This window comes from Auritidibacter sp. NML100628 (genome assembly GCF_003185985.1).
Classification (GTDB): Bacteria; Actinomycetota; Actinomycetes; order Actinomycetales; family Micrococcaceae; genus Auritidibacter; species Auritidibacter ignavus.
Window position 1 is genome coordinate 40,728 of record NZ_QHLP01000005.1, and the last position, 26,747, is coordinate 67,474.

The 26,747-nt window shown below is 60.5% G+C and carries 27 protein-coding genes; 9 read left to right on the forward strand and 18 right to left on the reverse strand.

Annotated elements, in window-relative coordinates:
- Positions 1-66: 66 nt before the first annotated feature.
- Entirely contained in the window at positions 67-846 is a 780-nt protein-coding gene (locus DCC24_RS05200) for a crotonase/enoyl-CoA hydratase family protein (protein ID WP_110098866.1), read from the reverse strand.
- 35 nt (positions 847-881) lie between these two features.
- Positions 882-1,760: a 3-hydroxyacyl-CoA dehydrogenase family protein gene (locus tag DCC24_RS05205; RefSeq protein WP_110098867.1), complete on the reverse strand. Its 879-nt coding sequence runs from the start codon at positions 1,758-1,760 to the stop codon at positions 882-884.
- Between the two features lie 374 nt (positions 1,761-2,134).
- Here DCC24_RS05205 and DCC24_RS05210 point away from each other — a divergent pair, with 374 nt between their 5' ends.
- Positions 2,135-3,358, forward strand: a complete 1,224-nt coding sequence (locus DCC24_RS05210; RefSeq protein WP_110098868.1) for an acyl-CoA dehydrogenase family protein — start codon at positions 2,135-2,137, stop codon at positions 3,356-3,358.
- Here DCC24_RS05210 and DCC24_RS05215 read toward each other — a convergent pair.
- From DCC24_RS05215 to DCC24_RS05235, 5 genes are all read right to left on the reverse strand, one after another.
- A complete protein-coding gene (locus tag DCC24_RS05215; protein ID WP_233491994.1) occupies positions 3,333-3,845 on the reverse strand; it encodes an NUDIX domain-containing protein in 513 nt (170 codons plus the stop codon). The two genes, DCC24_RS05210 and DCC24_RS05215, sit on opposite strands and share 26 nt — an antisense overlap.
- 43 nt (positions 3,846-3,888) lie before the next feature.
- Complete coding sequence (locus DCC24_RS05220; RefSeq protein ID WP_158524601.1) at positions 3,889-4,374, reverse strand: hypothetical protein; 486 nt, start codon at positions 4,372-4,374, stop codon at positions 3,889-3,891.
- A 466-nt stretch (positions 4,375-4,840) separates the two neighbouring features.
- Positions 4,841-5,563: a DUF6318 family protein gene (locus tag DCC24_RS11955; protein WP_146206282.1), complete on the reverse strand. Its 723-nt coding sequence runs from the start codon at positions 5,561-5,563 to the stop codon at positions 4,841-4,843.
- Positions 5,564-5,671: 108 nt separating this feature from the next.
- A complete protein-coding gene (locus DCC24_RS05230; protein ID WP_110098872.1) occupies positions 5,672-7,096 on the reverse strand; it encodes an HNH endonuclease in 1,425 nt (474 codons plus the stop codon).
- A gap of 137 nt (positions 7,097-7,233) precedes the next feature.
- The gene (locus DCC24_RS05235; RefSeq protein WP_110098873.1) at positions 7,234-8,241 is read right to left on the reverse strand and encodes a DUF368 domain-containing protein; all 1,008 of its coding nucleotides are present in this window, start codon (positions 8,239-8,241) and stop codon (positions 7,234-7,236) included.
- Positions 8,242-8,342: 101 nt separating this feature from the next.
- Between DCC24_RS05235 and DCC24_RS05240 the strand changes: the two genes are divergently transcribed.
- Positions 8,343-9,299, forward strand: coding sequence for an aspartate dehydrogenase domain-containing protein (locus DCC24_RS05240; protein WP_110098874.1), 957 nt, complete (start codon positions 8,343-8,345; stop codon positions 9,297-9,299).
- On the opposite strand, the gene DCC24_RS05245 is transcribed toward DCC24_RS05240, so the two are convergent.
- A complete protein-coding gene (locus DCC24_RS05245) occupies positions 9,287-10,951 on the reverse strand; it encodes a long-chain-fatty-acid--CoA ligase (protein ID WP_110098875.1) in 1,665 nt (554 codons plus the stop codon). The genes DCC24_RS05240 and DCC24_RS05245 overlap by 13 nt on opposite strands.
- A gap of 160 nt (positions 10,952-11,111) precedes the next feature.
- Here DCC24_RS05245 and DCC24_RS05250 point away from each other — a divergent pair, with 160 nt between their 5' ends.
- A complete protein-coding gene (locus tag DCC24_RS05250; RefSeq protein WP_110098876.1) occupies positions 11,112-11,885 on the forward strand; it encodes an enoyl-CoA hydratase/isomerase family protein in 774 nt (257 codons plus the stop codon).
- Positions 11,886-11,899: 14 nt separating this feature from the next.
- Here DCC24_RS05250 and DCC24_RS05255 read toward each other — a convergent pair whose 3' ends face one another.
- From DCC24_RS05255 to DCC24_RS05275, 5 genes are all read right to left on the reverse strand, one after another.
- Positions 11,900-13,060: an acyl-CoA dehydrogenase family protein gene (locus DCC24_RS05255; protein ID WP_110098877.1), complete on the reverse strand. Its 1,161-nt coding sequence runs from the start codon at positions 13,058-13,060 to the stop codon at positions 11,900-11,902.
- Between the two features lie 62 nt (positions 13,061-13,122).
- A complete protein-coding gene (locus DCC24_RS05260; RefSeq protein ID WP_110098878.1) occupies positions 13,123-13,860 on the reverse strand; it encodes an SDR family NAD(P)-dependent oxidoreductase in 738 nt (245 codons plus the stop codon).
- An 84-nt stretch (positions 13,861-13,944) separates the two neighbouring features.
- Entirely contained in the window at positions 13,945-15,843 is a 1,899-nt protein-coding gene (locus DCC24_RS12285) for a cytochrome b/b6 domain-containing protein (protein ID WP_233491995.1), read from the reverse strand.
- Positions 15,844-15,875: 32 nt separating this feature from the next.
- Positions 15,876-16,859, reverse strand: coding sequence for an electron transfer flavoprotein subunit alpha/FixB family protein (locus DCC24_RS05270; RefSeq protein ID WP_110098879.1), 984 nt, complete (start codon positions 16,857-16,859; stop codon positions 15,876-15,878).
- Between the two features lie 13 nt (positions 16,860-16,872).
- On the reverse strand, positions 16,873-17,655 hold the full coding sequence (locus tag DCC24_RS05275) for an electron transfer flavoprotein subunit beta/FixA family protein (protein ID WP_110098880.1): 783 nt from the start codon (positions 17,653-17,655) through the stop codon (positions 16,873-16,875).
- A gap of 192 nt (positions 17,656-17,847) precedes the next feature.
- Here DCC24_RS05275 and DCC24_RS05280 point away from each other — a divergent pair, with 192 nt between their 5' ends.
- Positions 17,848-18,453 (forward strand): TetR/AcrR family transcriptional regulator, encoded by a 606-nt coding sequence (locus DCC24_RS05280; protein WP_110098881.1) that lies wholly within the window; start codon positions 17,848-17,850, stop codon positions 18,451-18,453.
- A gap of 11 nt (positions 18,454-18,464) precedes the next feature.
- Entirely contained in the window at positions 18,465-19,673 is a 1,209-nt protein-coding gene (locus tag DCC24_RS05285) for a hypothetical protein (RefSeq protein WP_110098882.1), read from the forward strand.
- Here DCC24_RS05285 and DCC24_RS05290 read toward each other — a convergent pair.
- Positions 19,670-20,549, reverse strand: a protein-coding gene (locus DCC24_RS05290; RefSeq protein ID WP_110098883.1) for an IS5 family transposase whose coding sequence is annotated in 2 segments (ribosomal slippage) — positions 19,670-20,191 and positions 20,193-20,549 — 879 coding nt in all. Because the reading frame shifts where the segments join, the coding sequence is not laid out codon by codon here. The two genes, DCC24_RS05285 and DCC24_RS05290, sit on opposite strands and share 4 nt — an antisense overlap.
- 77 nt (positions 20,550-20,626) lie before the next feature.
- Entirely contained in the window at positions 20,627-21,394 is a 768-nt protein-coding gene (locus DCC24_RS05295; protein WP_110098884.1) for a ubiquinone/menaquinone biosynthesis methyltransferase, read from the reverse strand.
- Positions 21,395-21,525: 131 nt separating this feature from the next.
- On the opposite strand from DCC24_RS05295, the gene DCC24_RS05300 reads away from it, so the two are divergent.
- Positions 21,526-22,200 (forward strand): NAD(P)-binding oxidoreductase, encoded by a 675-nt coding sequence (locus tag DCC24_RS05300; protein ID WP_110098885.1) that lies wholly within the window; start codon positions 21,526-21,528, stop codon positions 22,198-22,200.
- Here DCC24_RS05300 and DCC24_RS05305 read toward each other — a convergent pair.
- Positions 22,197-22,925: a Pr6Pr family membrane protein gene (locus DCC24_RS05305; protein ID WP_110098886.1), complete on the reverse strand. Its 729-nt coding sequence runs from the start codon at positions 22,923-22,925 to the stop codon at positions 22,197-22,199. The genes DCC24_RS05300 and DCC24_RS05305 overlap by 4 nt on opposite strands.
- Positions 22,918-23,487, reverse strand: coding sequence for a YbhB/YbcL family Raf kinase inhibitor-like protein (locus tag DCC24_RS05310; protein WP_110098887.1), 570 nt, complete (start codon positions 23,485-23,487; stop codon positions 22,918-22,920). The genes DCC24_RS05305 and DCC24_RS05310 overlap by 8 nt, the downstream gene beginning before the upstream one ends.
- 155 nt (positions 23,488-23,642) lie before the next feature.
- On the opposite strand from DCC24_RS05310, the gene DCC24_RS05315 reads away from it, so the two are divergent.
- Positions 23,643-24,233 (forward strand): NADPH-dependent FMN reductase, encoded by a 591-nt coding sequence (locus tag DCC24_RS05315; protein WP_110098888.1) that lies wholly within the window; start codon positions 23,643-23,645, stop codon positions 24,231-24,233.
- A 15-nt stretch (positions 24,234-24,248) separates the two neighbouring features.
- Here DCC24_RS05315 and DCC24_RS05320 read toward each other — a convergent pair whose 3' ends face one another.
- Complete coding sequence (locus DCC24_RS05320) at positions 24,249-25,457, reverse strand: aminotransferase class I/II-fold pyridoxal phosphate-dependent enzyme (protein WP_110098889.1); 1,209 nt, start codon at positions 25,455-25,457, stop codon at positions 24,249-24,251.
- Positions 25,458-25,633: 176 nt separating this feature from the next.
- Between DCC24_RS05320 and DCC24_RS05325 the strand changes: the two genes are divergently transcribed.
- Both DCC24_RS05325 and DCC24_RS11960 read left to right on the forward strand, forming a co-directional pair.
- Positions 25,634-26,323 (forward strand): GTP pyrophosphokinase family protein, encoded by a 690-nt coding sequence (locus DCC24_RS05325; protein WP_110098957.1) that lies wholly within the window; start codon positions 25,634-25,636, stop codon positions 26,321-26,323.
- A 12-nt stretch (positions 26,324-26,335) separates the two neighbouring features.
- A complete protein-coding gene (locus tag DCC24_RS11960; RefSeq protein WP_146206283.1) occupies positions 26,336-26,710 on the forward strand; it encodes a hypothetical protein in 375 nt (124 codons plus the stop codon).
- Positions 26,711-26,747: the final 37 nt, after the last annotated feature.

Consider the following 26,747-nt stretch of genomic DNA (forward strand, 5'->3'; position numbering starts at 1 on the left):
GCCACCACTGATCAAAACCAGCGAGCCGGCGCACCTGCTGCCAGGTGTACCGGCTCGTTTTGGGCGTTACCGTCCTTTCCACTGCGGAGCACGTTTCTCCGCAAAAGCACGGGATCCCTCCAGTGCGTCCTCGGACTCCCCGACCGGTTCAGTGAGCACTCGCTGACGCTGCATCATCTCATCCTCCGTCCAGGAGGCAGATTCCACCACCACCTGTTTGGACACCCGCACTGCCAGCGGGCCATTGGCCGCGATCTTCTGGGCCATCTCTAGGGCGGCGTCCAACGCCGTGCCTTCCGGCACCAGCTCGTTGACTAGTCCGTGCCGGTACACAAACTCAGCGGGGAAAAGATCACCGGTCAGCACCATGTGCAACGCCACGGCCCGGTGTGTGCGCCGCGGCAGTCGCACCACACCACCCCCGGCAGCGATTAACCCGCGCTTGACCTCGGGGAGTCCGAACGTCGAGGTTTCGGAGGCCACCACCAGGTCACAGGCCAGCATGGTCTCAAAGCCACCAGCCAGCGCGTATCCTTCCACCGCGGCAATCACCGGTTTGGACACGAAGTTCTCGGCGATCCCCAAAAACCCTTTACCTTCCACAAACGGGCGCTCGCCCTTTTCCGCGAAGGCCTTCAGATCCATTCCGGCACAAAAGGTCTGTTCGGCGCCAGTCAGGATCGCTACCGCCAAAGAGTCGTCCCGATCAAAATCGTCCAGGATCGCCACCATGGCTTCCGACATCTCTTTGGTCGCGGCATTTTTGGCCTTGGGCCGATTCAGGGTAATGATCAGCACCTGATCGCGGCGCTCAGTGATCAGCTGATCGGTCGGTGATTCCATCATGGCTAAACTCCTTCTGGATGCCCGTGCCGGGGCTGTTAGTTCTCGTAGTTGTACCAACCACGACCGGTTTTCCGGCCGTAGTCACCGGTTTCGTATTTTTCTTTCAGCACCGGGTGCGGTAGCGCTGCGTCCTGCCCGGTTTGGTCGTATTCGGCCATATCGATGAAGTAGGAAACATCGATACCCACCAGATCCATCAGCTCGAATGGCCCCATCGGGTGGCCCAGAGCATCCCGGGCGGCCACATCGATGTCTTCATAGCTGGCAATACCGGCCTGGTAAAGATTCAGCGCCTCATCGCGCAGGGCATTCATGAGCCGGTTGGCCACGAAACCGGGGATCTCACGGTGCAGTTGCACCACGTGCTTGCCCAGTCGCTGCGCCACAGCGCACATCACCTCGATGGTGTAGGTGGAGGTCTGGTCGTTGGGCACAATTTCCACGGCCTTCATCACCAGCGCCGGGTTGAAGAAGTGGAAATTGCACACCTTATCGGCCCGGTTGGTGGCATCAGCAACCTGAGACGAGACGATCGTGGAGGAGTTGGTCGCCAGAATCGTGTGCTCCGGCGCCGCTTGATCAAAACCGGCGAACAGTTTGCGCTTGATCTCCAGGTTCTCGGTGGCTGCTTCAATTACCACATCGGCGCCCGAGACCACCTGATCGGAATCCGTCGAGAAGCTCAACCGGTCAAACGCCGCATCAACATCAGCCTGCTGGCGACGGCCCTTGGACACGTCGCGTTCCATCCGCGAGCGCAAAGACGCTTCAGCTTTCTCCAGGGCCTCATCCACAATATCCACCACAGTGGTCTCGAATCCGGCCAGGGCGCACGCCATCGAGATCTGCGACCCCATGGTCCCGGACCCGATCACGGCAATGCGACGGATGTTTTGTAGCAGGTCGTCAACCATCAGAGCACTATCTCCTCGTTCTGCTTCGGTCGTTTCTCCTCGACTCTGATCAGTTCTGATCGGTGCTGACCAGTGCCAACTGGTGCTGGCCGGCAAGAGCCGATGGGTGATGATACATCTCCCGCTTAGCCTACCGGTGGCGACGATCACAGTGGAAGATGCGTTGGGCTCTTACGCTGCTGATCACCCCGGCTGTCCAACAGCGCCATCCCATAGTCTCAGTTGAGCAATTCCCGGCACGCAATAATCGGCTCGCATCTGCGTATAGAAGCATTAACCCCTCGCCATAACCCCCACCGTGGGGTGTGGGTCACTATGATGTGGAATACATTGTCTTGCCAGCTGAGGCCGTCGTGAAAAGAGGAAGAGCGCTCATGCCCAAGCATCCCACTGACCTGATGAACATCGAGTCGTTACTGAGCACTGAAGAACTCGAGGTCCGTGACCGAGTCGCGGAGTTTGTGGATCGCCGGGTGCGTCCGCAGATCGCCATGTGGTTTGATCAAGCCCATTTGCCGATCGAACTGATCCCCGAAATGGCGGAGCTGGGCCTATTCGGCATGCATTTGAAGGGCTACGGTTGCGCGGGACGTTCCGCGGTGGAGTACGGTCTGGCGATGCAGGAGATGGAAGCTGGCGACTCGGGGTTGCGCACCGTGGTCTCGGTTCAGGGATCCCTGGCGATGTCGGCGATCTCTAAGAATGGTTCCGAAGAACAAAAAGAATATTGGTTGCCCAAGATGGCAAGCGGTGCAGCGCTAGGTTTCTTCGGTCTCACCGAACCCACCGCCGGATCCGATCCAGCCAGTATGACCACCCAGGCCACACTCGTTGACGGACAGTGGGTGCTTAACGGCGCCAAGCGCTGGATCGGTTTGGCCTCCATCGCCCAGGTGGGCATCGTCTGGGCCAAAACCTCAGTGGCCGATGCACGCACGGTCGGCGCGGTTCCTGAGGACTACGACAAGCCCGATGATGCCCAGGTCGTGCGCGGGTTTATCGTACCCACCGATACCGAAGGCTTCACGGCCATCCCGATCGAGCAAAAGTTGTCGATGCGCGCCTCGTTGCAGTGCGAGATCCACCTGAACAATGCCACCCTGCCCGCCGATGCGATATTGCCCAAGAATCCCGGCTTGCGCGGTCCCTTTAGTTGCCTGAATGAAGCCCGCTACGGCATTGCATGGGGCGCGATGGGGGCCGCTCGCGACTCCCTGGAGGTGGCATTAAACTATGCCTCCGAACGATTGCAGTTTGGCCGCCCGCTGACGTCGTTCCAGCTCACCCAGAAGAAACTGGCCGATCTCACCGTCGATCTGGTCAAAGGGCAGTTGCTGGCCCTGCAACTGGGTCGAGCCAAAGACGCCGGCACCCTAGAGAACCATCAGATCTCGGTGGCGAAGATGGATAATTGCCGTAGCGCGATCAACATCGCCCGTGAGTGTCGCACCATTCTGGGTGGCAACGGCATTACCGGCGACCACTCACCGCTTCGTCATGCCAATAATCTCGAATCGGTTCGCACCTACGAGGGAACCGACGAAGTACACACGCTGATTATTGGCCACCAGCTCACCGGGATTCCGGCCTATAAATAGGCTCGGCCCTCCCCAACTGGGCTCGAGAAGTCTCAGTGAGGTAGCCGATAGCGGACTGTTGCATTCGGGTTCGAATCTCTGTGGCGAGGTCAGCGAGAAAGGTTCCTTGAGGAAGCCCTAGATCGTCACCGTCGATAGGGATCCAGCGTAGCTCTTCGATTTCCGCGTGAGGTTGCAGGTCCTGGCCCTGCCAGATCTGGTAGTCGACGGTAAAGACTCGCGAACGTAACACCGTATTCGGTTCGTTGGCTGCAACACTGGTGAATGTACCCCAATCGTGCAGGTCCTCGACCCGTAATTGAAGACCCAACTCTTCGCGGGCTTCCCGCACGGCCGTCTCGGTAGCGCTTTCTCCGTGTTCGGGCTTACCGCCCGGGTACATAAACGCCTGAGTCCCCACTTTGCGCACATGGCAAACGCGATCCTGATCATCGCGCAAGACCACAGCACTGACAGTGATGACGGGTTGTTCTTGAGTCGTGTCCACCCGCCCAGTATAGAACCGCGCCCAATAGGCTTCCTGAGCAGGCTCAACAACCCCAGTTCGTTTGAGCTTCATCGCACGGGCCGGACACGTTGCGGGTCTCGGCACGCCAGATGTCGGCAGTGACCGGATCAGCGTCCAGGGCCAAAGTCCCGGGGATAGGGCGACTGGCCATCCCCTCCACCTGGTAGGTTCCCCGATAGTGAGTCGTGAGATTGACCTGGAACTGGCCGGTGTCATCGTAAACGTGAGAGGTCGGGGTTTCGTCATTAAACATCTCCGTGGCGTAACCACCCACAGAAGTCGTCCGGCTGGTCCCGTCACCGTAATCCCATTCATACCGGAACGGTTCCATTTCAACGCGAACCGAACGGCCAAACATCTGTTCCTCAAACACTTGAGTCTCGGTGGAATCGACAAAGAAATTGGTATGCGCCCGGATCAACCCGAACCCACCACGATCAGTAGAAATCTGACCCGGTTCGACCTCCATAGTTGCTACCTCTGACATCGTCACGTCAGGAACGACCACCTGCTGATTTCCTCCCGCTCCACCAACTGGAGCAGGCTGCGAGACAGGCGTACTGGGGTTCAGCAACGAGTCACACCACTTCGGCGTAGTAAATTCTGGAATCCGTATCTCGAGCCGCTTGTGCGTGAAACAGATAAGGCGAAGGGCGTATTCAGACGAATGCGCAGAAGATCCCCCACTGTTCGAAGACGGCCCACTGCTCGAGCCCCCACCAGCGCTAGAACCGGAAGAGACTTCTCTCGAGGGTGCATCGTGTGACGGAGCTGTTGTTAAGGGGAGAGCACGCGTCGAAGAAGAGCTGCCCTGCTGGTTCAGCTCGGCGGACACCTCAATAGTTCCTTCTCCGGCCAAAGCACTCGTCCCCCATTCGATGCTCGAGGACTCATCTGCGAACGCCATGGTCTTCGTGAACAAAAGGACCGCACACGTCACAATCGGGACTATAAGAAAACAACGCTTCATGAGATTATTCCGCTACACCACCTGAGTAGTACCAAATCTGGACTATCTGCCATATCTCCTCGGACTCATCAAAAGCCAGATCCATTTTGTGACCAGTTCGTTGATAATCCTCAACGCCACGGCCTGGAATAATTTCGCCGTTTGAATCGTAAGTATGGTTCTCCTGCTGAGTAACAGAAACGTCAACTTCGCCTTGACCAGAATCCGGATCAAAATGCAGAACGTTGTAGATCTCTGGTTCCGTACCAGAGTTGTCCGACCAAGCTCCTTCCTCATAATGGCGTATCAACGAATCCATCTGACCTTGACAGTACTCACAAGACTCAGTGGAGATTTCCTCCAGGAGTGCAGTGTCACCCGACTCCGACATGTAGTTGTAGGCGTCCCACCAATACAGGGCGGCGGCCTTCATACCCTCCTCAGTCAGCTCACTGAGAGCCTCAGGTTTTTCCGGGACCGGAACATTTTGGGCCGGCCCGTCCTCGGATGCGGGAATATATTCCGTAGGAGAGGGATCTTGACTAGTTGCAGTCTGATGCTCCTCGTCCGGTACGGTGGCATCCCGAGCTGAGGCATTGTGGTTAGTATCGTCGGAAGAACAGCCAGCTAGGACCAGCCCCAACAAAACCAAGCCACTGCACGAAAACACGGAGGCAAAACGGTGTCGCCGACGTTCAGTGGACGGTGTAAGTGATGGTTTAGGCACGGTTCGCATCTCCAGTTTCATCGAAACGATTGTGTAAGCTACATCACTCCACGCTACTGGTCATGAGAAATCGCTACTAGAGCTATCCACAATTAATTTGCACACGCACACATGAAAACGTGCAAACCCCTAGAATGGGGGTGGGCCTTCGGAGTCGGCGAAACCCGGCGGGTCATCATCGGCGTCCCAGGGCAGCGTGTCCTTGTCGGGATCCGACGCGTTGAGATTCGGGGCATTGGGTACCGGAGGATCGTTGCCGACCACGAGCCCAGGGATCACGGGAGTGGTGGGAGTGTGGTATCTCTGGCCAGTGGGGGTTTCAACCTGTACCCCGTCGGCGTCGGCGGTGTAGTTCCAGCCGATTTTTTCTTTGTTCTGGTTGCAGCTGGCACAGAGCCCCTGCCCGTTCTCCCAGGAGGTCGCTCCGCCGTCCGCATACCGGGTGGCGTGATCAAATTCTTGGATCGGGTTGTCGCAGAACGGGGTGCGGCAAACATCATCGCGCGAGGAAATCAGGGTTTTGAGCCCGGGTGTGAAGGATCGGCCGGTGGATTCCATGCCGATCAGGCCGCCGTGGCCGGGGTCGATAAAGAAACGACGGATGAAGGCCTTCGCCTCGGGATTTTTCAGCCACTTGCGCGCAGTGTCGGCCGGCAGGGGGCCTTGTCCGGAGATCCAGGCCGGTGAATCGCCGTGGCCAAACAGTGAATCGGCGGTGATTAACACGCCGACGTGGGCTGAGACTGCCGGCGCAGTGCGTTGGCCGGTGGCGTATTCGACGAGCAAGTCTGCTTCGAGCTGTTTCAACGTGCGCGGATCGGGGTTGTCGGCGTCGGCGATCATCCGACGGGCGGCCTTGGTGAGACTGGTCTTGATCGCAGTGGCTTCTTCGGTGGGGAGGTAACCAATCACATAGGACATGCCGGGGCCGGCATCTTTGAGAGTGACGGAGCGTTTCGGCCGGGCGTCGCGGGCTTGAGTGGCCTGTCGATCAGTATCGAGTCGTTGCGCGTGGCCGCGAGCTTGGCGGGCCAGGCGTTGCGCCGAGAGAGTTGGGTAGTGCTGGGCCAGTTCGGCATCGATGGTTCGCTGGTGCTCGGGGGTGAGGCCGGAGAGTTCGCGACTGATCCGTTGCAAGGAGTCTTCGGATATGTGGCCCTCGGTCAGGGCGTCCAATGCCCGGGGCATGGTGGTCGTCAGGGTGCGCGCCAGATCCAGGAAACGGTGACCTCGAGTCGGTGACTGGTGGCGGGCCAGGCCGATTTCGGCCGCGAGGCCGGCGCCACGGCGATCGGCAGGGACGCCTTCAGCTTTCTCGCGGGCGAGGCGTTGGTCATGAAGCCGGGAGGTAAGCCGGACTTCAGCAGCAGTGAGCGCATTTTTGGTACGTTCGAGTTCGGTGAGCAGCTCGACCATGCCAGCTTCTGTGGCAACGGGGGCGGGTTGTGAAGGTAGTGGGGTATCGGCGCACATCGCGACGAATTCGGCCATGAATTGCTCGCGGGCCTGAGCCAGTTGCGTGGCGGCGGTGGCGGCATCAGTCAGGATGGTCATGCCCTCGAACGTAGTGGGCCACTGGATCCGGGGGCAGTCGGCCCGATCCAACTGTGGACAACCAGGGGGCTGTGGAGGCGTGCTGTGGAGGTAGCGATCGTCAGTTCAGGGGTCGGACGGAGCGCATGGGTCAGACGTTAGCTGTCTTGGGCGCGACGAGCCATTCGGCGGTCGACGATGATCAAGACCACCACGATGGCAACACCGGCCAGCATCAAGAGGATGACGGGCATCAGCGTGTTGGGATCGGGGCCGAGTAGTGATCCGGCTTCGTCTTGCCAGGGCCACAGGCTCCGCAGGGCGCCAGCCATCACGCCGGTCAACACCGCCAGGGTGAGTGCGTGGTGATGGTCCAGCAACCATTTCAGGGCTTTGACGATCACGATACCGCCGAGGATCAGGCCGATCAGGAAGATTCCCAGATAGCCCAGGTCGCGTTCGTCGACGGCGCGCAGGGTGGGCTCGTAGAGTCCGAAGGTCAGCAGGATGAATGAGCCCGACAGTCCGGGTAAGACGAGGGCCGAAATCGCGACGGCGGCGGCGAGAATGATGATCCAGGGGGTGGGCTCCAGGTCGGCTTGGGGCAGGGACACCAGCCAGAAGGCGGCGATCAGGCCGAGGATCGCGGCGAGGATGTGGTAGTAGCGCAGGCGCTGGCGGGAGGGGTCTTTGCCAGCCCAGCGTAGCAGTTGGCGACGGTAGCGGAAGCCATCGAGCAACATCAGGAAGGGCACGGCGATCGAGGCCAGCACCATGCCGAAGAACAGTCCGCGCATTTGTTCGGGGTAGTTTTCCAGCAGATTCACCATGGGGCCGGCGATCAACAATACCGCCACGAGCATGCCGATGACGGCGGGAATGACGACTTTCCAATGCACGGCTGCCATCTCGGAGCGGAAGGCAGCAGCTCGGTCGGGGCCGGTGATGAGTTTGCGGACGGCGGTGATCAGATGCGAGGCGGAATCGATGATCTGGTCGTAGATGCCGACCACCAGGGCCACGGTACCGGCGGAGACCCCGGGGACAGTTTCGACGGTGCCCATCATCGCACCGCGCACGGCGTTACCGAGCACGGAGGTCTTGCGGTAACTGGGTCCGGAGGGCGCGGTCTGCTGGTCGGTGGCCTCATCGGGGGCTGATGACATCGGGACGGTGTCCTGTTCTCTACGGTCGCTGGACTGTTTCTGCGGGAGTTGTCTGCCAGCCGGGCATGGCCTGAGTCAGTCTACGAGATTAGACTGAAAAAATGCCTGCAGAAACGTCAACCCACGTGGTCTTTCTGGGTTTTGGTGCGGTGGGTCGCCATTTAGCACGGTTGTTGCGCCCGGAACTGGATAAGGACCGAATCCGACTCACCGCGGCGGTGCGGGATCTGTCGCGCTATGAAGACAGTCCGGCACCCGATGGCGTGCAATTGGTCCAGATTGATACTCCGGGTCTAGAAACAGCGGTGGACAGTGCCGAGATCATTGTGGAGGCCGCCGGAGTTGAACCGGCCACTACCTACGGACCGGGGGTGATTGCGGCCGGTAAAGATGCGGTGCTGACCAGTGTGGGTGCGTTGGTCGATGAAGAGATTGCCACCCAGCTGTTATCGGGTCCGGGACGGTTGTGGGTAACCCACGGTGCGATCGGCGGGCTGGATATGCTGTCGTCACTGGCCGAGGCCGACGGGCTGGACCGGGTGGGAATTACCACATCAAAACCGCCGGCAAGCTTGATTCAGCCCTGGATGGATGACCAGCAACAGGATCGGCTGGCACATTTGGGGGACGATGACGAACCGTTGACGGTGTTTTCGGGTTCCCCCCGAGGCGCAATAGAGTCGTTTCCGGGGAATACGAATGTGGGCGTGGCGTTGGCATGGGCCACCCGCGGGTTGGGCACGTCGCCGGAGGATAACGTGCGGTTGATGCAACAATCGCTGGATCGGGTGGAGCTGAATCTGGTGGCCGATCCACGTTTGACCGATGCCCGGCATGAAATCATTGCCACCGGTGCCGCCGGGCGGTTTCAGTTCACGTTCGAGTCGGCTCCGAGCCCGGAAAATCCGCAGACCTCCATCACGACCGCGCTGTCGGTAGCGCATACGCTCCGGCAGGTGCTTCAGCAGCTGGGGGGATCACACACCACCGACAGCGGGCAAGCCGCGAGGTTAGGTTTGCGCAGATCAACCCTGGTGAGACCAGGTCACGCCAGGTAGGTATCGGAGTACTCGGCGCGGATCTTCTTCTTGTCGATCTTGCCGACCGAGGTGGCGGGGATGTGATCAACAACCTGGAAGGAGTCCGGCAACTGCCACTTGGCGAAGTCCTGGAGCAGGTGCTCGTGAATTTCGTCCAAGGTGATCTCTTCACCGTCGCGAGCCACCACCAGCACGAAGGGGCGCTCTTCCCATTTGGGGTGTTCCAACCCGACCACGGCAGCTTGGGCGATCTTCGGGTGAGCGGTGAGCGCATTTTCCATATCGATCGAGGAGATCCACTCGCCACCGGATTTGATCACGTCTTTAATGCGGTCGGTGATTTTCAGGTAGCCGTTCTCGTCGATGGTGCCCACGTCGCCGGAGCGCCAGTAGCCGTTGACGAAACGGTCGGCCAAATCTTCTTCGGCCATCTTGTGGTAGGTCCCGGTGATCCAGGGGCCCTTCATGCAGATCTCGCCGGCCGAGGTACCGTCCCAGGGGACCTCGAAGCCGACCCCGTCAAAGAGGGCAAAGTCGATGCCGGAAAGCAACAGGCCTTGTTTGCGCATCAGTTGCAACTTGTCGTCGTCGCTCAGCTTTTCCTTCAGGGTACCTTTCAGACGGTTGACGGCGACCACCGGGGAGGTTTCGGAGGCACCGTAGCCGTGGATGACTTCGGCACCGGTCAGCTCGATAAATCCGTGCATCATGGACAGCGGCGGCTCGGAAGAGCCAGAAATCATGCGCAACCGGGACAAATCCGGGGCGGGATCCATTTTCTTGATCTCCTCCAGCATCGGGGAGAAGATAGCCGGGGCGCCGTTGGTGACCGAGACGTTTTCCTCGACGATCACCCGCACCAGTTCCGGGGTTTCTTCCATGGCATACCGGCCCGGGAGTACGAGTTTCGCTCCAGACAGCACCGCCATATAGACAAAGCCCCAGCTGGAGACGTGGAACATCGGGGTAATGGGCATCACGCAGTCATCGGAGGTGATTCCTAGCACCTGGGCCACACCGTAGGTGTGCAACACCTGGGAACGGTGGGAGTAGAAGATGCCTTTGGGGCGACCGGTGGTGCCGGTGGTGTAGCAGGCGGTACAGGCCGAGTTCTCGTCCATGTTCGGCCAGTGTTCTTCCACGGGGGCTTCAGCCAGAATGTCCTCGTAGAACACAGCGTTCTCCAGGCTGGTCTGGACCTGGTCGGCGGGTTTGTCGGTCATGATCACCCAGGTCTGCACGCCGGTGGCCTGCGGGGCAATCGCCTCGGCGACCGGGAGTAGGGTTTCGTCGACACACACAACTTTCATCCCGGCGTTGTCCAGCACGTAGAGCATGTCTTCGGCGGGAAGACGCAGGTTGATCTGAACGTGGACGGCGCCCAGGGCCGGTAGGGCCCAGTACATTTCGAAGTGTCGCAGGTTGTTCCAGTCGATCACGCCGACCCGGTCTCCCACGCGAACACCTAGCTTGCGCAGAGCGTAGGAAATCTTCACGATGCGGGTGTATTCCGCCGCGTAGGTGGTGCGATCCCAGCCACCATCGGCCGTGCGGTAGACCACCGGGGTATCACCATAGCTGCGACAAGCGTGGCGCAGCAGTGTGGTGAGGCTGAGCTGGTAGTCGTTCATCATGGTGGCGGGGTAACCGGTGACCACTGGTTCAGTCATTGGTACTCCTTATGTTGTGTTAAGTCTCATATTTCGGGGTGATCTGACTCACTCAGTTTAGTATGTCATGTGAGCCGAATTACGGATGACGCTCATTCATGACGTCAGGTATCTATGACCACCATGGTCGGTTGTTAGCAGGATCACTAGGATAAAGCACATGATTGAGACCAGTATTGACAGCAACATCGGCACCGTTACCCTGAATGCTCCGGAACGGTTGAATGCACTTAGCCCGCAGGATTTTGCAGATTTCGCCGCGGCGGTGCGCGAGCTACGCACCAACGAACAGGTACGGGTGATCATCATTCAGGGAGCCGGCGATGCCTTTTCTTCCGGGTTGAGCCTGAAGGCCCTGCCGTTTTCTGATGACGGTGAACCACAGATCAACGATGATCAGGTGCGGGCGATTTATCAAACTCCGGTGGAGATCCGGGCCGCCCGTCAGCCGGTGATTGCCGCGGTGAACGGACTGGTGATCGGTGGGGCAATCTCGCTGATTGGAGCCTGTGATTTCCGAATCACCACCGCACAGACCAGGTTCCGGGCACCATTTGGGGACCTGGGTCTCTCCGGGGGAGATCTGGGGCTGTCGTGGTTCTTGCCACGACTGGTGGGACCCACCCGGGCAGCACAGATCTTATTGAGTGGCGAGTGGTTTACCGGCGCCGATGCTGCCCAGTGGGGTCTGGTCACCGAACTGGTGGATGACCCCCAGTTCCGGGCACAACAGCTGGCTCAAATCCTGGTGAAGAAATCGCGGTATTCCTTGGAGCAGACCAAGCGGTTGTTGGTGTCGTCGGTAGATACCGGGGTGGGGTTGGACGCTCACCTGGACGATGAAATTGCCGTGCAGGCAACAGCCATGCGCTCCCCCGACTTCATCGAGGGAGCGCAGGCCATGATGGAAAAGCGGGAGCCGAACTTCGGCTAATCCGCCCTGGGAGGCTAGAAGCCGCGGGAGATCAAGTCCTTCATGATCTCGTTGGTGCCGGCGTAGATCGGCTGCACTCGGGCATCAACGTACATGCGGGCGATGGGGTATTCCATCATGAAGCCGTAACCGCCGTGCAGTTGCAAGCACCGGTCAACCACCTTGCACTGCATGTCGGTGGCCCAGAACTTGGCCGCAGATGCCCCTTCGGTGGTGAGTTTTCCGGCGACGTGTTCTTCAATGGCCCAGTCGACCATGGACTTGGCGGCCAGCGTGTCGCCGGCGCATTCGGCCAGGACGAATTTGGTGTTCTGCATGTCCATCACGGTCTTGCCGAAGACCTGACGGTTTTTGGTGTAGTCGATGGTGGTGCGCACGGCGGCCTCACACGCAGCAGCGCCGGTGACGGCCACGGCCAGACGCTCCTGGGGTAGCTGCTGCATCAGCTGGTAGAAACCCTTACCTTCGCCGGCTTCACCGCCGAGGATGTTGGCGGCGGGAACCCGCATCTGGGAGAAGAACAATTCACGGGTGTCCTGTCCGTGGGTCCCGATCTTCTGCAACACGCGACCGCGCGAGAAGCCTTCAAGTCCGTCAGTTTCAGCCACGACCAGCGAGATACCCTTGTGACCGGGTTGCTCGTTGGTGCGGGTGACGATGATGATCAGGTTGGCCTGGGAACCGTTGGTGATGAAGGTCTTAGACCCATCGATCACGTAGTCGTCACCGTCGCGAACACCCTTGGTGCGGATGGCCTGCAGGTCGGATCCGGTGGTGGGTTCGGTCATGCCGATCGCGGCGACGAATTCACCGGTGGCCAGTTTCGGCAACCAGTGCTGCTTCTGCTCTTCGGTACCGTATTCCAGGATGTAGTGGGCGCAGATCACCGAATGGATCACGTTGCCCCAGGCATTGTCAGCAACGCGGGCCTGTTCTTCGATCAGCACGGCTTCGTGGGAGAAGTCTCCGCCACCGCCACCATACTCTTCGGGGATGGACAGGCACAGCAGGCCGGCGTCGCCGGCTTTATTCCACAGGTCGCGGTCGACTTCGTGCTGTTCGGCGAAACGTTCCGCGTTGGGGGCGAGTTCTTTTTCGCAGAATTCGCGGGCCATATCGCGCAAATCGTCGTGTTCTTCAGTGGCCCAGCGGGGGCGGTAGTCATCTAATAACATGCTTTTCTCCTCAGCTTGGTCGATGCCGGGTGGCTATCTGGTGATCTGACAAAGTGGGGTCGTTAGGGCTGCATCCGAATGGCGCCATCCAGCCGGATGACCTCACCATTGAGGATCTGGTTCTCCCAGAGGTGCAGCACCAATTGGGCGTACTCGGAGGGCTCACCGAGACGCTGCGGGAACGGGATCGCTTTGGCCAAGGAGTCCTGGGCTTCCTGGGGTAGCGAGGCCATCATCGGGGTCTTGAAGATCCCGGGAGCGATGGTCACCACGCGGATGGCGTGGCGGGCGAGTTCGCGGGCCAGTGGCAGCGTCATGGAGGCGACACCACCCTTGGAGGCCGAGTAGGCCGGCTGTCCGATCTGGCCGTCGAAGGCTGCCACGGAGGCAGTGTTGACAACCAACCCGCGCTCACCGCGCTCATCCGGTTCCTGGGTGTGGATGGCCTCGGCGAACAGCCGGGTGGTGTTGTAGGTACCGATCAGGTTGATGTTGACGACTTTGGCGAAGTCGGCCAGCGGGGTGGCCTGACCTTTGGACACCGCTTTTTGGGCAATGGCGATCCCGGCGCAGTTGACCAGGCCGGAGAGCCGTGCTGTGGACTGGGCGACCTCGATGGCTCTTTGAACCTGATCTTCGTCGGTGACATCAGTTTTCACGAAGGTGCGGTTTTCAGCATCTTCACCCTTCAAATCGGCCAGGATGACCTGGGCGCCCCGGGAGGCGAGGGCCCCTGCGGTGGCTGCACCGAGCCCAGAACCACCGCCGGTGACGATAAAACTACGCTGTGAAAACTCCATAGTCTTCTCCTTAACTTGTGGTGTGACTATACAGTCATACAGTACCAAATGAGAGACGTGTCACAGGCACCGTGTGGGGTTTTCTTAGCGCGACGAAACGGTACCGGTGGTTTGGGCCACCGGGGAGATGATCATCGGCTTGATCAGCCAGGTGGCACCGACCGTGACCGCCAGGGCGAGGAGGAAAACCAGCAAGCCCCAGACGTCGTTGGTGTCGCGACCGGTGAACATATAGTTCAGGTTGGTCAGCGCGCCGGTCATAAACACCAAGAAGACGTGGACGATCACAAATGCCACGAAGAAGATCATGGTCGGGAAGTGCAGCTTGCGGGCCAGGGGAGCGGGATAGATCTTGTTCAGAGTGGCGTTATTCTTCGGCCACCAGGTCGACATCCGCAGACCGGTGATGATCGCGATCGGGGAGGCAATGAAGACCACAATGAAGTAGGCCACGACCTGCAGTGCGTTGTAGTGCGCCCACGCATCTTCTGCCGGCCAGTCCAGGGAGGCGTATTGGATCCCGGCGGAGACCATATTCGGGAAGATGTCCCAGTCGGTGGGCACAATGCGGGCCCAGTGGCCGGTGGCGAAGAGCAGGATCACAAAAATTACGCCGTTGAGCACCCAGAGCAGGTCCAGGGCTTGGTGAGTGAACTGGTGGATGGTGACCTTGGGTCCTTCGTCCTTGAACGGTGAGAACAGGCTCTTCTTCTTGGCTCGCCAGTAGGCTTCGGGACGCTGTTCGGTGCGGATCAACAGACCGGTGCGCACGATCAGCACCATCAGGAAGAAGTTGAAGAAGTGTGCCCAGTTCATCCACCACGGGAACCCTTCGGGGGTATCCGCCGGTTGAGTGGAGTGTCCGTCGTAGGTGGCGATAAACTCGGCCACCGGGTCCAGGCTGCGAAGCCAGCGGGCGAAAAGGACCACCACAACGGCCAGAACCAGGACACCGGCCAATCCGAGCAGGCGCTTGGTCCACGGCGAGAGCGGTTTCTTCTCTTTCGGCCTCGGCGAGACAGACGGTTGCTGGGCGGCAGCGGCGGTGGGCTGGGCTGCCGCCTGATTGGCCGCGAGGTGAGTATCCGAGGGTGTGGTCGTCGCCGTCGGCGAGGAGGCCGGTGACTGCTCGGTCTGCGCTGATGCCTGCGGCGATGGTGGGGATTGCTCGGTGGTAGCGGGTGACTCGGTCTGCTCGGGTTCCGCAGCGGTCGCTTCGGCCGGCTGTGCCGGAACGTAGCGGTATTTCAGCGGGGTCCAACCGGCCATCCGGCGACGACCCTCCGGAGCGGTTTCGGGGGTAGAGACTTCTTCCACATGCCCCTGACCTGCTGTTGCGCTGGTCGTCGGGCCCGCGGTGGTAGCGGTCCCGGTGTCGTGTGTTGCTACGGTGGCAGGAGCTACCGCAGGTTGCTGTGATGCACCGGATTCCTCAGTGGTCTCACCCGGCTGCGGGGTACTGGCCACGCGCTGATACTTCAGCGGTGACCAGCCAGCCATCCGACGACGACCGGCAGGGATCGACTGCTCTTCGGCAGCGACCTCGACCACCTGGGCGGTGGTGGTAACCCCAGTGGCGGTACCATCTGCCGTGGTTGCGTCGGCCTCGGGTGCAGACGCAGGGGATGTGGAGGGTGCCGCACTGGTAACCGCCTGTCCGGTGTGCTCCGGAACGAACCGGTAGTTCAACGGGGTCCAGCCCGTCATGCGACGTCGCCCCGCTGGCAGGGGGGCCGGCTCGGTCACTTCTTCGACCGTTCCGGCCCCGCCGGCCGGCGCGGGGGTATCGGCTGGTGGCTGGGGTGCAGGCTGTGCAGCCGTCGGTTGTGCTGTAGCAGGCTCCGGTGGGGTCTGCTGGTCAACCGGTGCGTTCATCGGTGCACGTGTGGCCGGCACGGCGTGGGGGTTTTCCACGGTTAGTGGTGTCCATCCGGCCATGCGACGCCGCGAAGGCTCGCCAGGCAGATTGTCCTGCTCCGTCATCGTTGGTGCCCCTCCTGGTGGTGCATGAGTGGTTAGCGTTTGCCCAGTTCTTCGATCAGCTGGGGAACCACATCAAAGAGATCTCCCACAACGCCGAAATCGGCGACTTCAAAAATGGGGGCCTCTTCGTCCTTGTTAATTGCCACGATGGTCTTGGCAGTCTGCATACCGGCCAGGTGCTGGATTGCACCGGAAATACCCAGAGCCACATAGAGTGTCGGTGAGACCGAGACACCGGTCTGACCCACCTGGTAGGAGTGCGGCACGTAGCCAGAGTCCACCGCGGCACGCGAGGCACCCACGCCAGCCCCGAGAGCATCGGCCAGCTGGTTAACCAGGTCAAAGTTTTCCGCCGATCCCACGCCGCGACCACCGGAGACCACAATGTCGGCACTGGTCAACGCCGGGCGAGTCGAGGTCTGCTCGGCGACCTGGACGGCATCAACGCTGGCGAACTTCGAGGTGGTCTCACCGGAAGATAAGGTGACCAGTTCGGGACTCGACACCGAGTCAGGACGGTGGGAAACCGACCCAGGGCGAATCGTCACGATCATCAATCCACCTTCCACGGTGGATTCGGCGTTGTAGTCACCACCGAACACCGCGTGGGTGGCCACGTTTTCTTCACCCTCAGCATCCCAGTACAGACCGGTCGTGCCGTAGGCCAGGGCACCGTGACGCGAGATCGCCAGTCGCCCCGCAGTGTTGCGACCCGTGATGGTGTGAGACAGTACCACGGTGGTGGCACCAGACTGGTCGATGGCCCGCTCCAGGGCGGTCAGTTCGGCTTCACCATAGCCGGAACCGGCACCGGTGGAGGCCAGCACTTGGGTGGCACCCAGCTCGCCAAGACTCGAGACCACCTCGGCGGCAGGCTCGCTATCAGTGGCTACCACAGCCACGGGAGCGCCGACTGCAGCAGCTGCGCCGAGCACCTCGGCGGCAGATTCAGCGGGTTGGCCCTGCTCAGTGAGCTCAATCAGGGCCAGGACAACGGGGTTATTGGGGTTCGTCATGGGGTGCCTCCGATTAGATCACGTGGCGTTCGGCCAGGAAGTCAACAAGTTGCTTGACGGCATTATCCTCAGCGGGGACCTTCGGTCCGGCGGTGCGCGCAGGACGCTGGGCGGCGCTAACCATCGTCGAGCGCACATAGGCGGCCTCGGGACCGGCCTGCAGGTCCAGCTCAGCCAGCGACAGCTGCTCCTGTGGCTTCTTTTTCGCTGCACGGATGGCCTTGAAGTTCGGCAACCGTGGCTCAGCAATCTTTTCGGTCAGCGAGACCACAGCGGGGTACTGAACGCTCAACGTGGTTTCGGTGGTGCCATCGCGTTGGACACCGGAAATCCCGGTGGCGGTCGCGGTGGCTTCATCCAAACTAGGCGCCACGGGCCGGCCGGTCAGCTGGGCGATCGCGGCTGCGAGCATACCGCCCTGACCGTCGGTCGACTCAGCCCCGGTGAGCACCAGGTCAGCACCTTCACGCTCCACCACGGCGGCCAAAACGCGGGCGGTTTGGACCAAATCGGACCCAGCCAATCCGTCGTCGACGATGTGCACCGCCCGGTCCGCACCGATAGCCAGCACCTTCCGCAGCGCCTGCGAGGCATCGTCGGCGCCCATGGTCACCGCGATGATTTCGGTGTCATCGGCACCAATGTCGCTCTTAAATTGGGTGGCTGCCTCGGCGACACGTTCATCGATCTCATCGATCACGGCTTCTGAGACACGATCAACCATGCCGGTCTCGAGATCGAGCCCGCGCTTGCCATAGGTGTCGGGCACGAACTTGGCGAAGATCATTAGCTTCATCGCTGCACTCCGTCTGCACTTTTGTACGTTGTAGTTTCGGGTGGGTGTCATCCTGGCGCTGACCGGGACACAAAGTCCCGTCGTGCCCTCAAGGCGCGCGTCATGGCACGTTAGGATTTAGCCACACACATAGTACTCTACTGTGATCTAGCACGCATTATTTTCATCGTTACCGAAAGAGGCGACACCCGGATGCAGCTCACCGACTCAGCGGAAACCACGGCGAAAGAACGCATCCTGCAGGCCGCTCTGGAATTGTTCGCACAACACGGCCCGGCTGCCACCTCGATGCGCTCGATCTCGACGCAGGCCGGGGTAACCGTCGGGTTGATTACTCATCATTACGGCACCAAGGCGCTCCTGAAGGAAGCGGTGGAAGATGAGATCGTGTTCGGTATTCGGGATGCAATCGCCTACGAGCACCTTCCCGAAGACCGCAAACCGGACGATCCGCAAGCGGTGGCCCCCACTTTGGATCAGCGACTCCGCGATTGGTGTCAGGAGAACCCGCACGGGGTGAATTACCTGCGTCACGTGATGCTTCTGGGTGACCGCGAGGTCTCCGATGATCTGTACCAGCGCATCACTGATCTTGCCACCGCCCAGATCCAAGAATTACGCGAGCGCGGGTTCGCCTCCACCACTCGTGACACCAGTGAACAGGTCATGCGTGTCCTCTACGGGCAACTCGGCCAGGTGTTCATGCAACCCTTTATCGACCGGGTTGCCGAAAAACTCCATGTCGACGCCGATGAGATGGGACTGCATATGCGCGTGGTCGCCGACCCGACGTACTAGACTGGCCTGGCATGACCCAGCGCCGATCCTCCCAGACCCCACAGACCAACACCCCTGGCACCGCGGCAACCTCGGGACCCCCGACCGATTCTGGTGGCGGTTTCGCCTGGGGCGCGTGGGTTCGCAATACCGGGGCGATCACCGCAGTGGTCATCGGTTCCGGGTTCGCCACCGGCCAGGAGATTCTGCAGTTCTTCGCCTTTCACGGGTTATGGGGCATTATTGGCACCGGCGCCGTGGTGTGTGTCATCTTGGGGTTTGTGGCCGCTCAGCTGGCCCGGGCCGGCTATCACCAGCGTTTTGCGCGCCCGGGACAGGCCTACGAGTTCTTTGCCGGTCGCTGGTTGGGTTTGGCCTTTGAATGGTTTGCCTTGTTGTTCATGTTCGCGGTGACGATCATTATGATCGCCGGCGCCGACTCACTGTTCGTCGAATCCTTCGGCTGGTCCCCGCACGTGATGGGTGTGATCATGACCGTGTTGCTGGTGGCCACGGTGCTGATGGGGTTGCGACGCACCGTCGATATTGTCGGCAACATTGGCCCGGTGATTGCGGTCATCGCGATCCTGTTGGGGATTTATGGGATCGCCCATAACCCCTCAGGTATTGCCGATAGCGCCCGCTTTCTCGCCGACGTCGATTTCGAGGCCAATGAGTATGGGGCCGTGCGCGCCGGGAGTAATTGGCTGGTTGCCGGGTTGCTGTTTGCCTCGTACAACATGCTGGTGTTGGTCAACTTTGTCACCGCGGTGGGAACAGAGTCACCCCAACGCAAGGTCGCGGTGGCCTCGGGAGCCAGTGGCGGAGTGCTCTTCGCCCTGGGGGCAGCTGTGGCCGGCGCCGGCCTGCTGGCGAATCTGCCGCAGGTGTGGGATAAAGATATTCCGATGTTGGAAATCGCCGGATTGATCGCCCCGTGGGCCCAGATCATCGTCGCGATACTGATTGTGTTCGGCGTCTATACCACCGCGGTTCCCCTGTTGTGGTCCACCGTGAACCAATTCGCCGAAGACCGCACGCCCCGGGCTGTGGTGCTCACCCTGGTGTTCGCCGGGCTGGCGATGACGTTTGCGTTGTTCTTCGATTTCCGGACCTTGGTCAATTCCATTTACACCATTGGTGGCTGGGTCGGGCTGATCTTTATGCTCATCCTGGTGGCCCAAACCCTGGTGGTTCAGCCGATCCGCAACCGCCGCCAGAAACAGCATGCACAGGCCTAGGGCGTGTCTGATAAATGTTGTAACCAGGCGATGACACCGTTGAGCACGATAGCGGCCCGGTAGATGATGGCGAGTTTGTCATATCGTGTGGCCAGTCCTCGCCACTGTTTCATACGGGCGTAACCACGCTCGATGACATTGCGGCGCTTGTACTTGATTGCGTTGAACTTCGGTGGACCGCCGCCCTTTGATCCTCGCCGGAGACGATGGCCTTGCTGATCGGTCGGCTCGGAGATGACTGCCTCGATCTTTCGTGAGTGCAGCAATGAGCGATTCGCTTTCGATGAGTAGGCTTTGTCACCCAGGAGCGCGTCTGGGCGGGTGCGTCGACCGACTTTCAGGTTCTCCAGTAGAGGAGCGAGCATGGGGCTGTCGCCGTCCTGGCCGGCAGTGCAGATCGTGACTAACGGCAGTCCGTGGCCATCGACGAGCTGATGAGTCTTTGTCGACAAGCCACCACGAGAGCGGCCGAAGGCGTGGTCAGGCGAGTCGGTCAGCAGATCCTTGTAATTCGACGAGTCCCTTTTTTACGCGGCTGATGTTCGTTGCGTGCTGGTGAGCACGAGCGATCGTGGAGTCGACTGAGACGGTGAAGTCGACCTTGTCATTCTTCACCGCAAAGTCTGTCAGCGCCTGGTGGATGGCATCCCAGGTGCCGTCAAAGGCTAAGCGACGGTGCCAGGTCCACACGGTCTGCCATTTGCCGAAGGTCTCGGGCAGGCCGCGCCAGGCGATGCCGGTGCGGTAGCGGTAGATGATGCCTTCGATCATCTGCCTGGAATCGGAAAAGGGGCGTCCGCGCTTGCCTGTTGGTGCTGGCAGGTAGTCAGCGATGAGAGCCCATTGGTCATCAGTGAGCAGCTGGAATCGAGACATGACTCAAGAGTTTCAGAAACCAACCGTAAACTTTGTCAGACACGCCCTAGTCCTGAGGCAGTGTTAGTCCAGGGGTGTTAGTCCAGGGGTTTTTGCCCCCAGTGGATCGCCATCGTGCCGAACATGTGTAGCTCGTAGCCGGTGGAGCGGAAACCGGCCTCGTGCGCCATACGCTGGATCACCTGGGGCGGATGGAAGCCTCGGGAGGTTCGGGACAAGTATTCATAGGCCTCGGGGTTGTCGGTGATCCAGGAGGCGATCCGCGGGACCGCCCAGGTGATGTAGGCGGTGGAGAACGGTTTGATCACGTTCCGTGGTGCCGGTGACATCTCCAGAGCTGCCATCCACCCCCCGGGTTTGAGCACGCGGAATTGTTCGGCCAGGGTGGCAGAAATATCGGTCACGTTGCGTAATAGATAGCCGTGCGTGACCGCATCGAAACTGTGGTCCGCAAAGGGCAGGTCCATCGCATCGGCCTGCACCCAACTGATCTGGTCTCCGCCGGGGCGGGCGGCACCGACGGCCATCATCTCCGGAGCAATATCGCAGGCGGTGATCTCAGCGCCGTAGTACCGAGACAGCACCGCGAAGGCCAGATCCCCGGTGCCGGCGGCCAGATCGAGCACCGCCGGGGCCTGTGGGAGCCGGGCTGCGGTGACGGTGCGGCGGATCAGTCGTGGTTCTTGGCCCCAGGTCATCACCAGGTTCATCACGTCGTAGCGGTCGGCGATGGCGTCAAACATCCCGGCCACGGTGTGGCCGTGTTCGTCCACGGCCACGGAGTCAACGCCCGTGGGCGTGGTTGACCGGTTGGGTGAGGAGGTCGTTGCGGAGGTGGTGCTCATATCTTCACACGCTACCTGGGATCGGTCGGAATAAGATCACCGGGGCACCCGTTACGCGTAGTGAAAGCACCACAACAACGCGACACCGGGCCTGACTCGTCCGGTGTAGCACACAGCGGAAAGGTGGAATCATGGCGCATTACATTATTTTGGGTGGACACGGCAAGGTTGCGCTACGCGCGGCCCAGTTGCTCACCGAAAAGACCAATACCGTCACCTCCGTCATTCGTCAGGAAGAGCAAATACCCGATGTTCAGGCCACCGGTGCCACAGCCCAGCTGTTGGATCTCGAGCAGGCCAGCCAGGATGACTTGGCCGAGGCCTTTTCGGATCAGGATGCGGTGATCTTCGCCGCCGGTGCCGGCGGGGGCAATCCGGATCGCACCTACGCAGTAGATCTGCAAGCAGCCAAACGCTCGATTGATGCCGCCAAGCAGGCTCGAGTCTCCCGGTTCATTTTGATCTCCTATGCCGGGTGCCGTCGGGATCACGGCGTGGCGGAAACCGACTCCTTCTACCCCTACGCTGAAGCCAAGTCGCAGGCCGATGAGTACCTGCGCAACTCTGGACTGGACTACACCATCCTGGGACCGGGTCTGCTGACCCTCGAGGAGCCCACCGGCAAGATCATGGAGGTTCCAGAAGACCATCCCCGTGATGAGAACGAGCGTCGGGAAACCTCGCGGGCTCATGTGGCTTCGGCCATTGTGGCCGCACTGGACCACCCCGAATCGATCGGACACAAGATCGACTTCTTTGATGGCGATACCCCGATCGACGAGGTGTTCTCCGCTCAGCGCGACTAAGGCACCGCGGTGAGTGCCTCCGGGTCCCGACGGGACCTGAGTCGGTCATAACCCCATAACACGGTGGCGACCACCAGGTAGCCGGTGAGAATCACGGCACAATAGGTCGCCACCGTGGTGTATCCGCCGGGGGCGGTGTGGTCCAAAAAGTCATAGGGCACCCAGTCCAGGATCGGGCCACGCACCAGCGTGAACACCAGCCACAGTGCGGGGATCAGTAGCGAGATAGCAATTCTCCTCCAGCGCACCTGTCCGAAGGGGCCCACCAGGACAGTGACCACAGCCAGCAGGATGGGTAACACCACGTGTGAGGTGAAGTCGTTGACCTGTTGCAGTGGGGTCAGCACTGAGTCGTCGCGGAGCAGAATATTGAAGACCAGCCCGGTGATGCTCAGGCAACATACCGCGGCAATGCGCACCACGTGTAGCACAGGCGAGCGGGAGTGGGGTCGGATCACCAGCCACCAGGAAACCAGTGTGGTCATCACCACCGAGATGAAGGTGAAATAGGCGGGTTGGTTGAGCGCATGCTCCCAGCCGGCTGTCAGGCGTCCGGTCAGGGTACTGCCGGCGGGCGGGTCGCCGTCGCGACGAAAGCCCAGGGCAATGGACGTGGTCAGGGCCACCAGTCCGATCAGACCGGTGGCCCCGTACCCTATGCGACGCCACAATGCCCAACGAGCTACAGCACCGTGGCCCTCTGGTGAGCCAGTGTGGTTAGCCATCGACTTCGGCAGTGACCACGATCGTGGCACGACCCAGCACGTGGCCGAAGCGGTTGAAGCCGAAGAAGGCGTTGGATGAATCCGCGGGAATGTCCAGGGATTCCACATCCAGGGCGTGGACGGTGATGAAGTAGCGGTGTGGGCCGTGGCCTGCCGGTGGGGCGGCACCGATGAAGCCGGGGCCACCGCCGTCGTGGTTGAGCTGGAAGGCGCCCTCGGGCAGTCCGGAGCCATCGCCGGCGCCGGCACCTTCGGGCAACTCGGTGACCGAGGCGGGGATGTTGCCGACCGACCAATGCCAGAATCCGGAGCCGGTGGGAGCGTCCGGATCATAGACGGTTACGGCGTATGATTTGGTGCCCTCGGGTGCGTTCGACCAGGACAACTGGGGGGAGATGTCTTCTCCCCCGTCAACTCCCATGGCACCCGAGTAGTGCTTGAGCGGGAATTGCTCACCGTCGGTGACGCTGGTGGAGGTCACGGTGAATTCCACGGCATCGTCTAGGCGGGCGAAGGGATCATTACCGGTCTCGTTCAATGCGTTAATCGTCTCGGAGCTCATCAGAGTCCTTTCGTCCAATTGCTGATACGGTCTCGGGCCCGGTCGGTGTGACCAGTACCCGTGCTATTGTGCTCCAGCCTATGTCGTGTGACACAAAACGTCACGTGTTCGGCCGTTGACTGGGCTGAATACGGCAAGGACCCTAGGCTCGATATATGACTGAGCACAACGACACCACAGCAGATCAGCTCCCTCGGCTGGGAGTGGTCATCGGCTCGATCCGCACCCCACGCAAGGCCGATTCTGTCGCCGACTGGGTGCGGAACCATCTCGAGGCCCACGATTATCCGGCCGAGTTTACGGTGCTGGACCTCAAGGACTTCGAGTTACCCCCGCTGGAACACTTCAATCAGCACTCCGATCAGCACGCACCAGCCGATCTGGTGCGCTGGCGCGATGCGGTCGATGTATGCGAGGGGTTTTTGTTCATCACCCCGGAATACAACCGAGCGGCGCCGGGATATTTCAAAAACGCCTACGATCTGCTGGATGTGCAGTGGAAGCACAAACCGGTCGGCTTCATCTCCTACGGGGGCGTGGGTGGCGCCCGTGCGGTGGATCAATGGCGGGTCAGCATGGCCCCCTACGGGATGTACACCATCGGGCAACAGATCCTGCTATATAACCGCTACGACTTTGACTCCGATACGCTGCAGGTCAACGACCGCCATGAGAAGTCGCTGGGCAAGCTGCTCGAGGAACTACACCGGTTGACCGTCGCGACCCGGCCGTTGCGGCAGAACTAGATCCGACGCGCCCGACTAGCTGTTCTGCGCGTGGAAGTGCTGGATCCGTTCCAGGGCTTCACTCACCGCGGCCGTGCCGGCGGCGAACGAGATGCGGATAAACTCATCGCCGTCCACCGGATCAAAGTCCAGTCCCGGCGTCAGGGCCACGTAGTGGGATTCCAGCAGTGCTTGGGCGTAAGCGGTGGCCGTTCCGAAGCGTTGCATCACCGCCTTCGGGGGCCGGGCATAGTAATAAAACGCCCCATCGGCAGGCGCGGCGTCATCAAAGCCCAGTTCGGAAGTCCGAGAGAGAATCAGCGAGCGCGTGGCCGCGAACTGGCTGACACGGGCATCGCATTCGGCGTACGCGGTGTCGCTGAACGCTTCTACCGCGGCGTACTGTCCGGCGGCCGGTGGGCACAGAGAGACCGAGCCCGACAGTGCCGACACCGGTGCTACCAGATCTTCGGGCAACAGTAACCAACCCAGTCGCCAGCCGGGCATTCCCCAATATTTAGAGAAGGAGCTGACCACCACGCCAGTGCGGGAGTACTCCCAGCTACTCACCCCGCGGGTGGAATAGGTGATGCCGTGGTAGATCTCATCGGAGAACAGTCGCACCCCGTGGGCGTCGCACCAGCTGGTCAGTTGCTGCATGCTGGCGGGCTCAACCATGGTGCCGGTGGGGTTATTGGGTGAGGCCAAGACCAGTCCGGTAACATTGGCCTGCTCCAGGTCCCGAATGCTGGGCAGAAACCCTTGTTCCGCACCGGCCGGGATTTCAACGACCTCACAACCTAAGGCTTGGAGCACATTGCGGTAAGCGGCGTAGCCGGGACGGGCCAAGGCCACGCGATCTCCCACGTCAAAGGCGGCCAAGAAACCGACCATGAAGCCACCCGATGACCCGGTGGTGACAGCAACCTGTGACACGGGAACCTCAAGGTCGTACCAGCGACGGTAGTGCTCTGCGATCGCTTCCCGCAACGGTTGGATACCCAGCGACGGGGTGTAGTTCAGCGGCACGGCCGCATCATGGATATTCCGGGCGGCTTCGGTAACCGCCGTGGGTGCTCCGCCAGAGGGCTCCCCGGCGCACAGACTAATCACCGGTTGTCCGGTGGCAGTTAGCTCCGCGACGCGTTGCAAGATGGTCATCACCCGAAACGGGGGCACCTGAGAACGACGCGAAGGCGTGAAATGGGGCTGTTCAGATCGGCTCGGTGTCACCTTGTCAGTCATGGTTCTAGTATGGTCCTTTCAGACTCCGTGCAGGCTGTATTTCTAGACTGAGTCTCATGAGTACTTCCCCGTCTGTTCCCGATCAGCGGTCCGTGGCACGCTATGCGGGACAGGTTCCTAGCTTGCGACGCGTCACACCCCACGATGAGGTGTATATCCACACCGCTGAGGGCACCATGTCTTTCTCGGCCGCACAACTTCAGCGGTTGCGGAGAGACTTGGACTCGATGATGGCCGAATACACCTTCGTGCTCCGGGAGGTCGAAACCAAGCTGTCGGTGTTACGCGATGAGTTCACCCAGCTCCACGACTACAGCCCCATCGAGCACATCTCCACCCGCGTGAAATCGATGGACTCCTTGTTGGCGAAGGCTTCACGTAAGGGTATTGCTTTCGACCCCGACGAGATTCGACGCACCATCACCGATATTGCCGGGGCGCGGGTGACCTGTGGCTTCGTCACTGACGTCTATGAAATCTTTGACATGCTGGTAGCTCAAGATGATGTCACGGTGCTGAAAGTCAAGGACTACATCAAAAACCCCAAGCCCAACGGGTATAAGTCGTTGCACGCCATTATCCGGGTGCCCGTGTTCCTGTCCTCAGGCCGTCAGGATGTCACCGTCGAGATCCAGTTCCGTACGTCGGCGATGGACTTTTGGGCCTCGCTGGAGCACAAGTTGCACTATAAATACGACGGCGATGTGCCACAGTGGGCTATCGACGAGCTGAAGGAAGTCGCCGAGATCTCCTCGACTTTGGAACAGCGGATGCTGAATCTGCGTCATATTCTGCACAGCAAGCCGATACGTTCCGCAGGCGCTGATTCCCCCTCAGCGACGAACCACGGTGGCCACTGGGTTTAGGGAGAATCATTCGTGCCGGAAGTGGAACTACCGCACAGCACCACGGCCACACTGAACGCTTGGTGCCCGACTTCTGCTGCGCACAGCAGACCACGCATGGCCGTGGTTGGTGCTGCCGGTGAGATCGGGCGGGTCACCGGTCAGTGTTTCACAGACGAGGATCTGGTTCTGATAGGCCTCGATGTGTTGGATCATCACAACATCGTGGGATACCACGCCTGGTCCACGGGTACGGTGGCCGATAAAGTAGTGGTACATCACGGGCTAGGCGATGCTGATTATGTTTTGTACCTTCCCACGGGCGCCAAGATGGGGTGGCACGGACTCCTCGAGGCCGAGATCCACGGCGTAAAGAATGTGGCCGAAGTCTGCGTCGAAAAGGGGTGAAGCGTCTCATCTATGCTTCCAGCAACCATGTGACGGG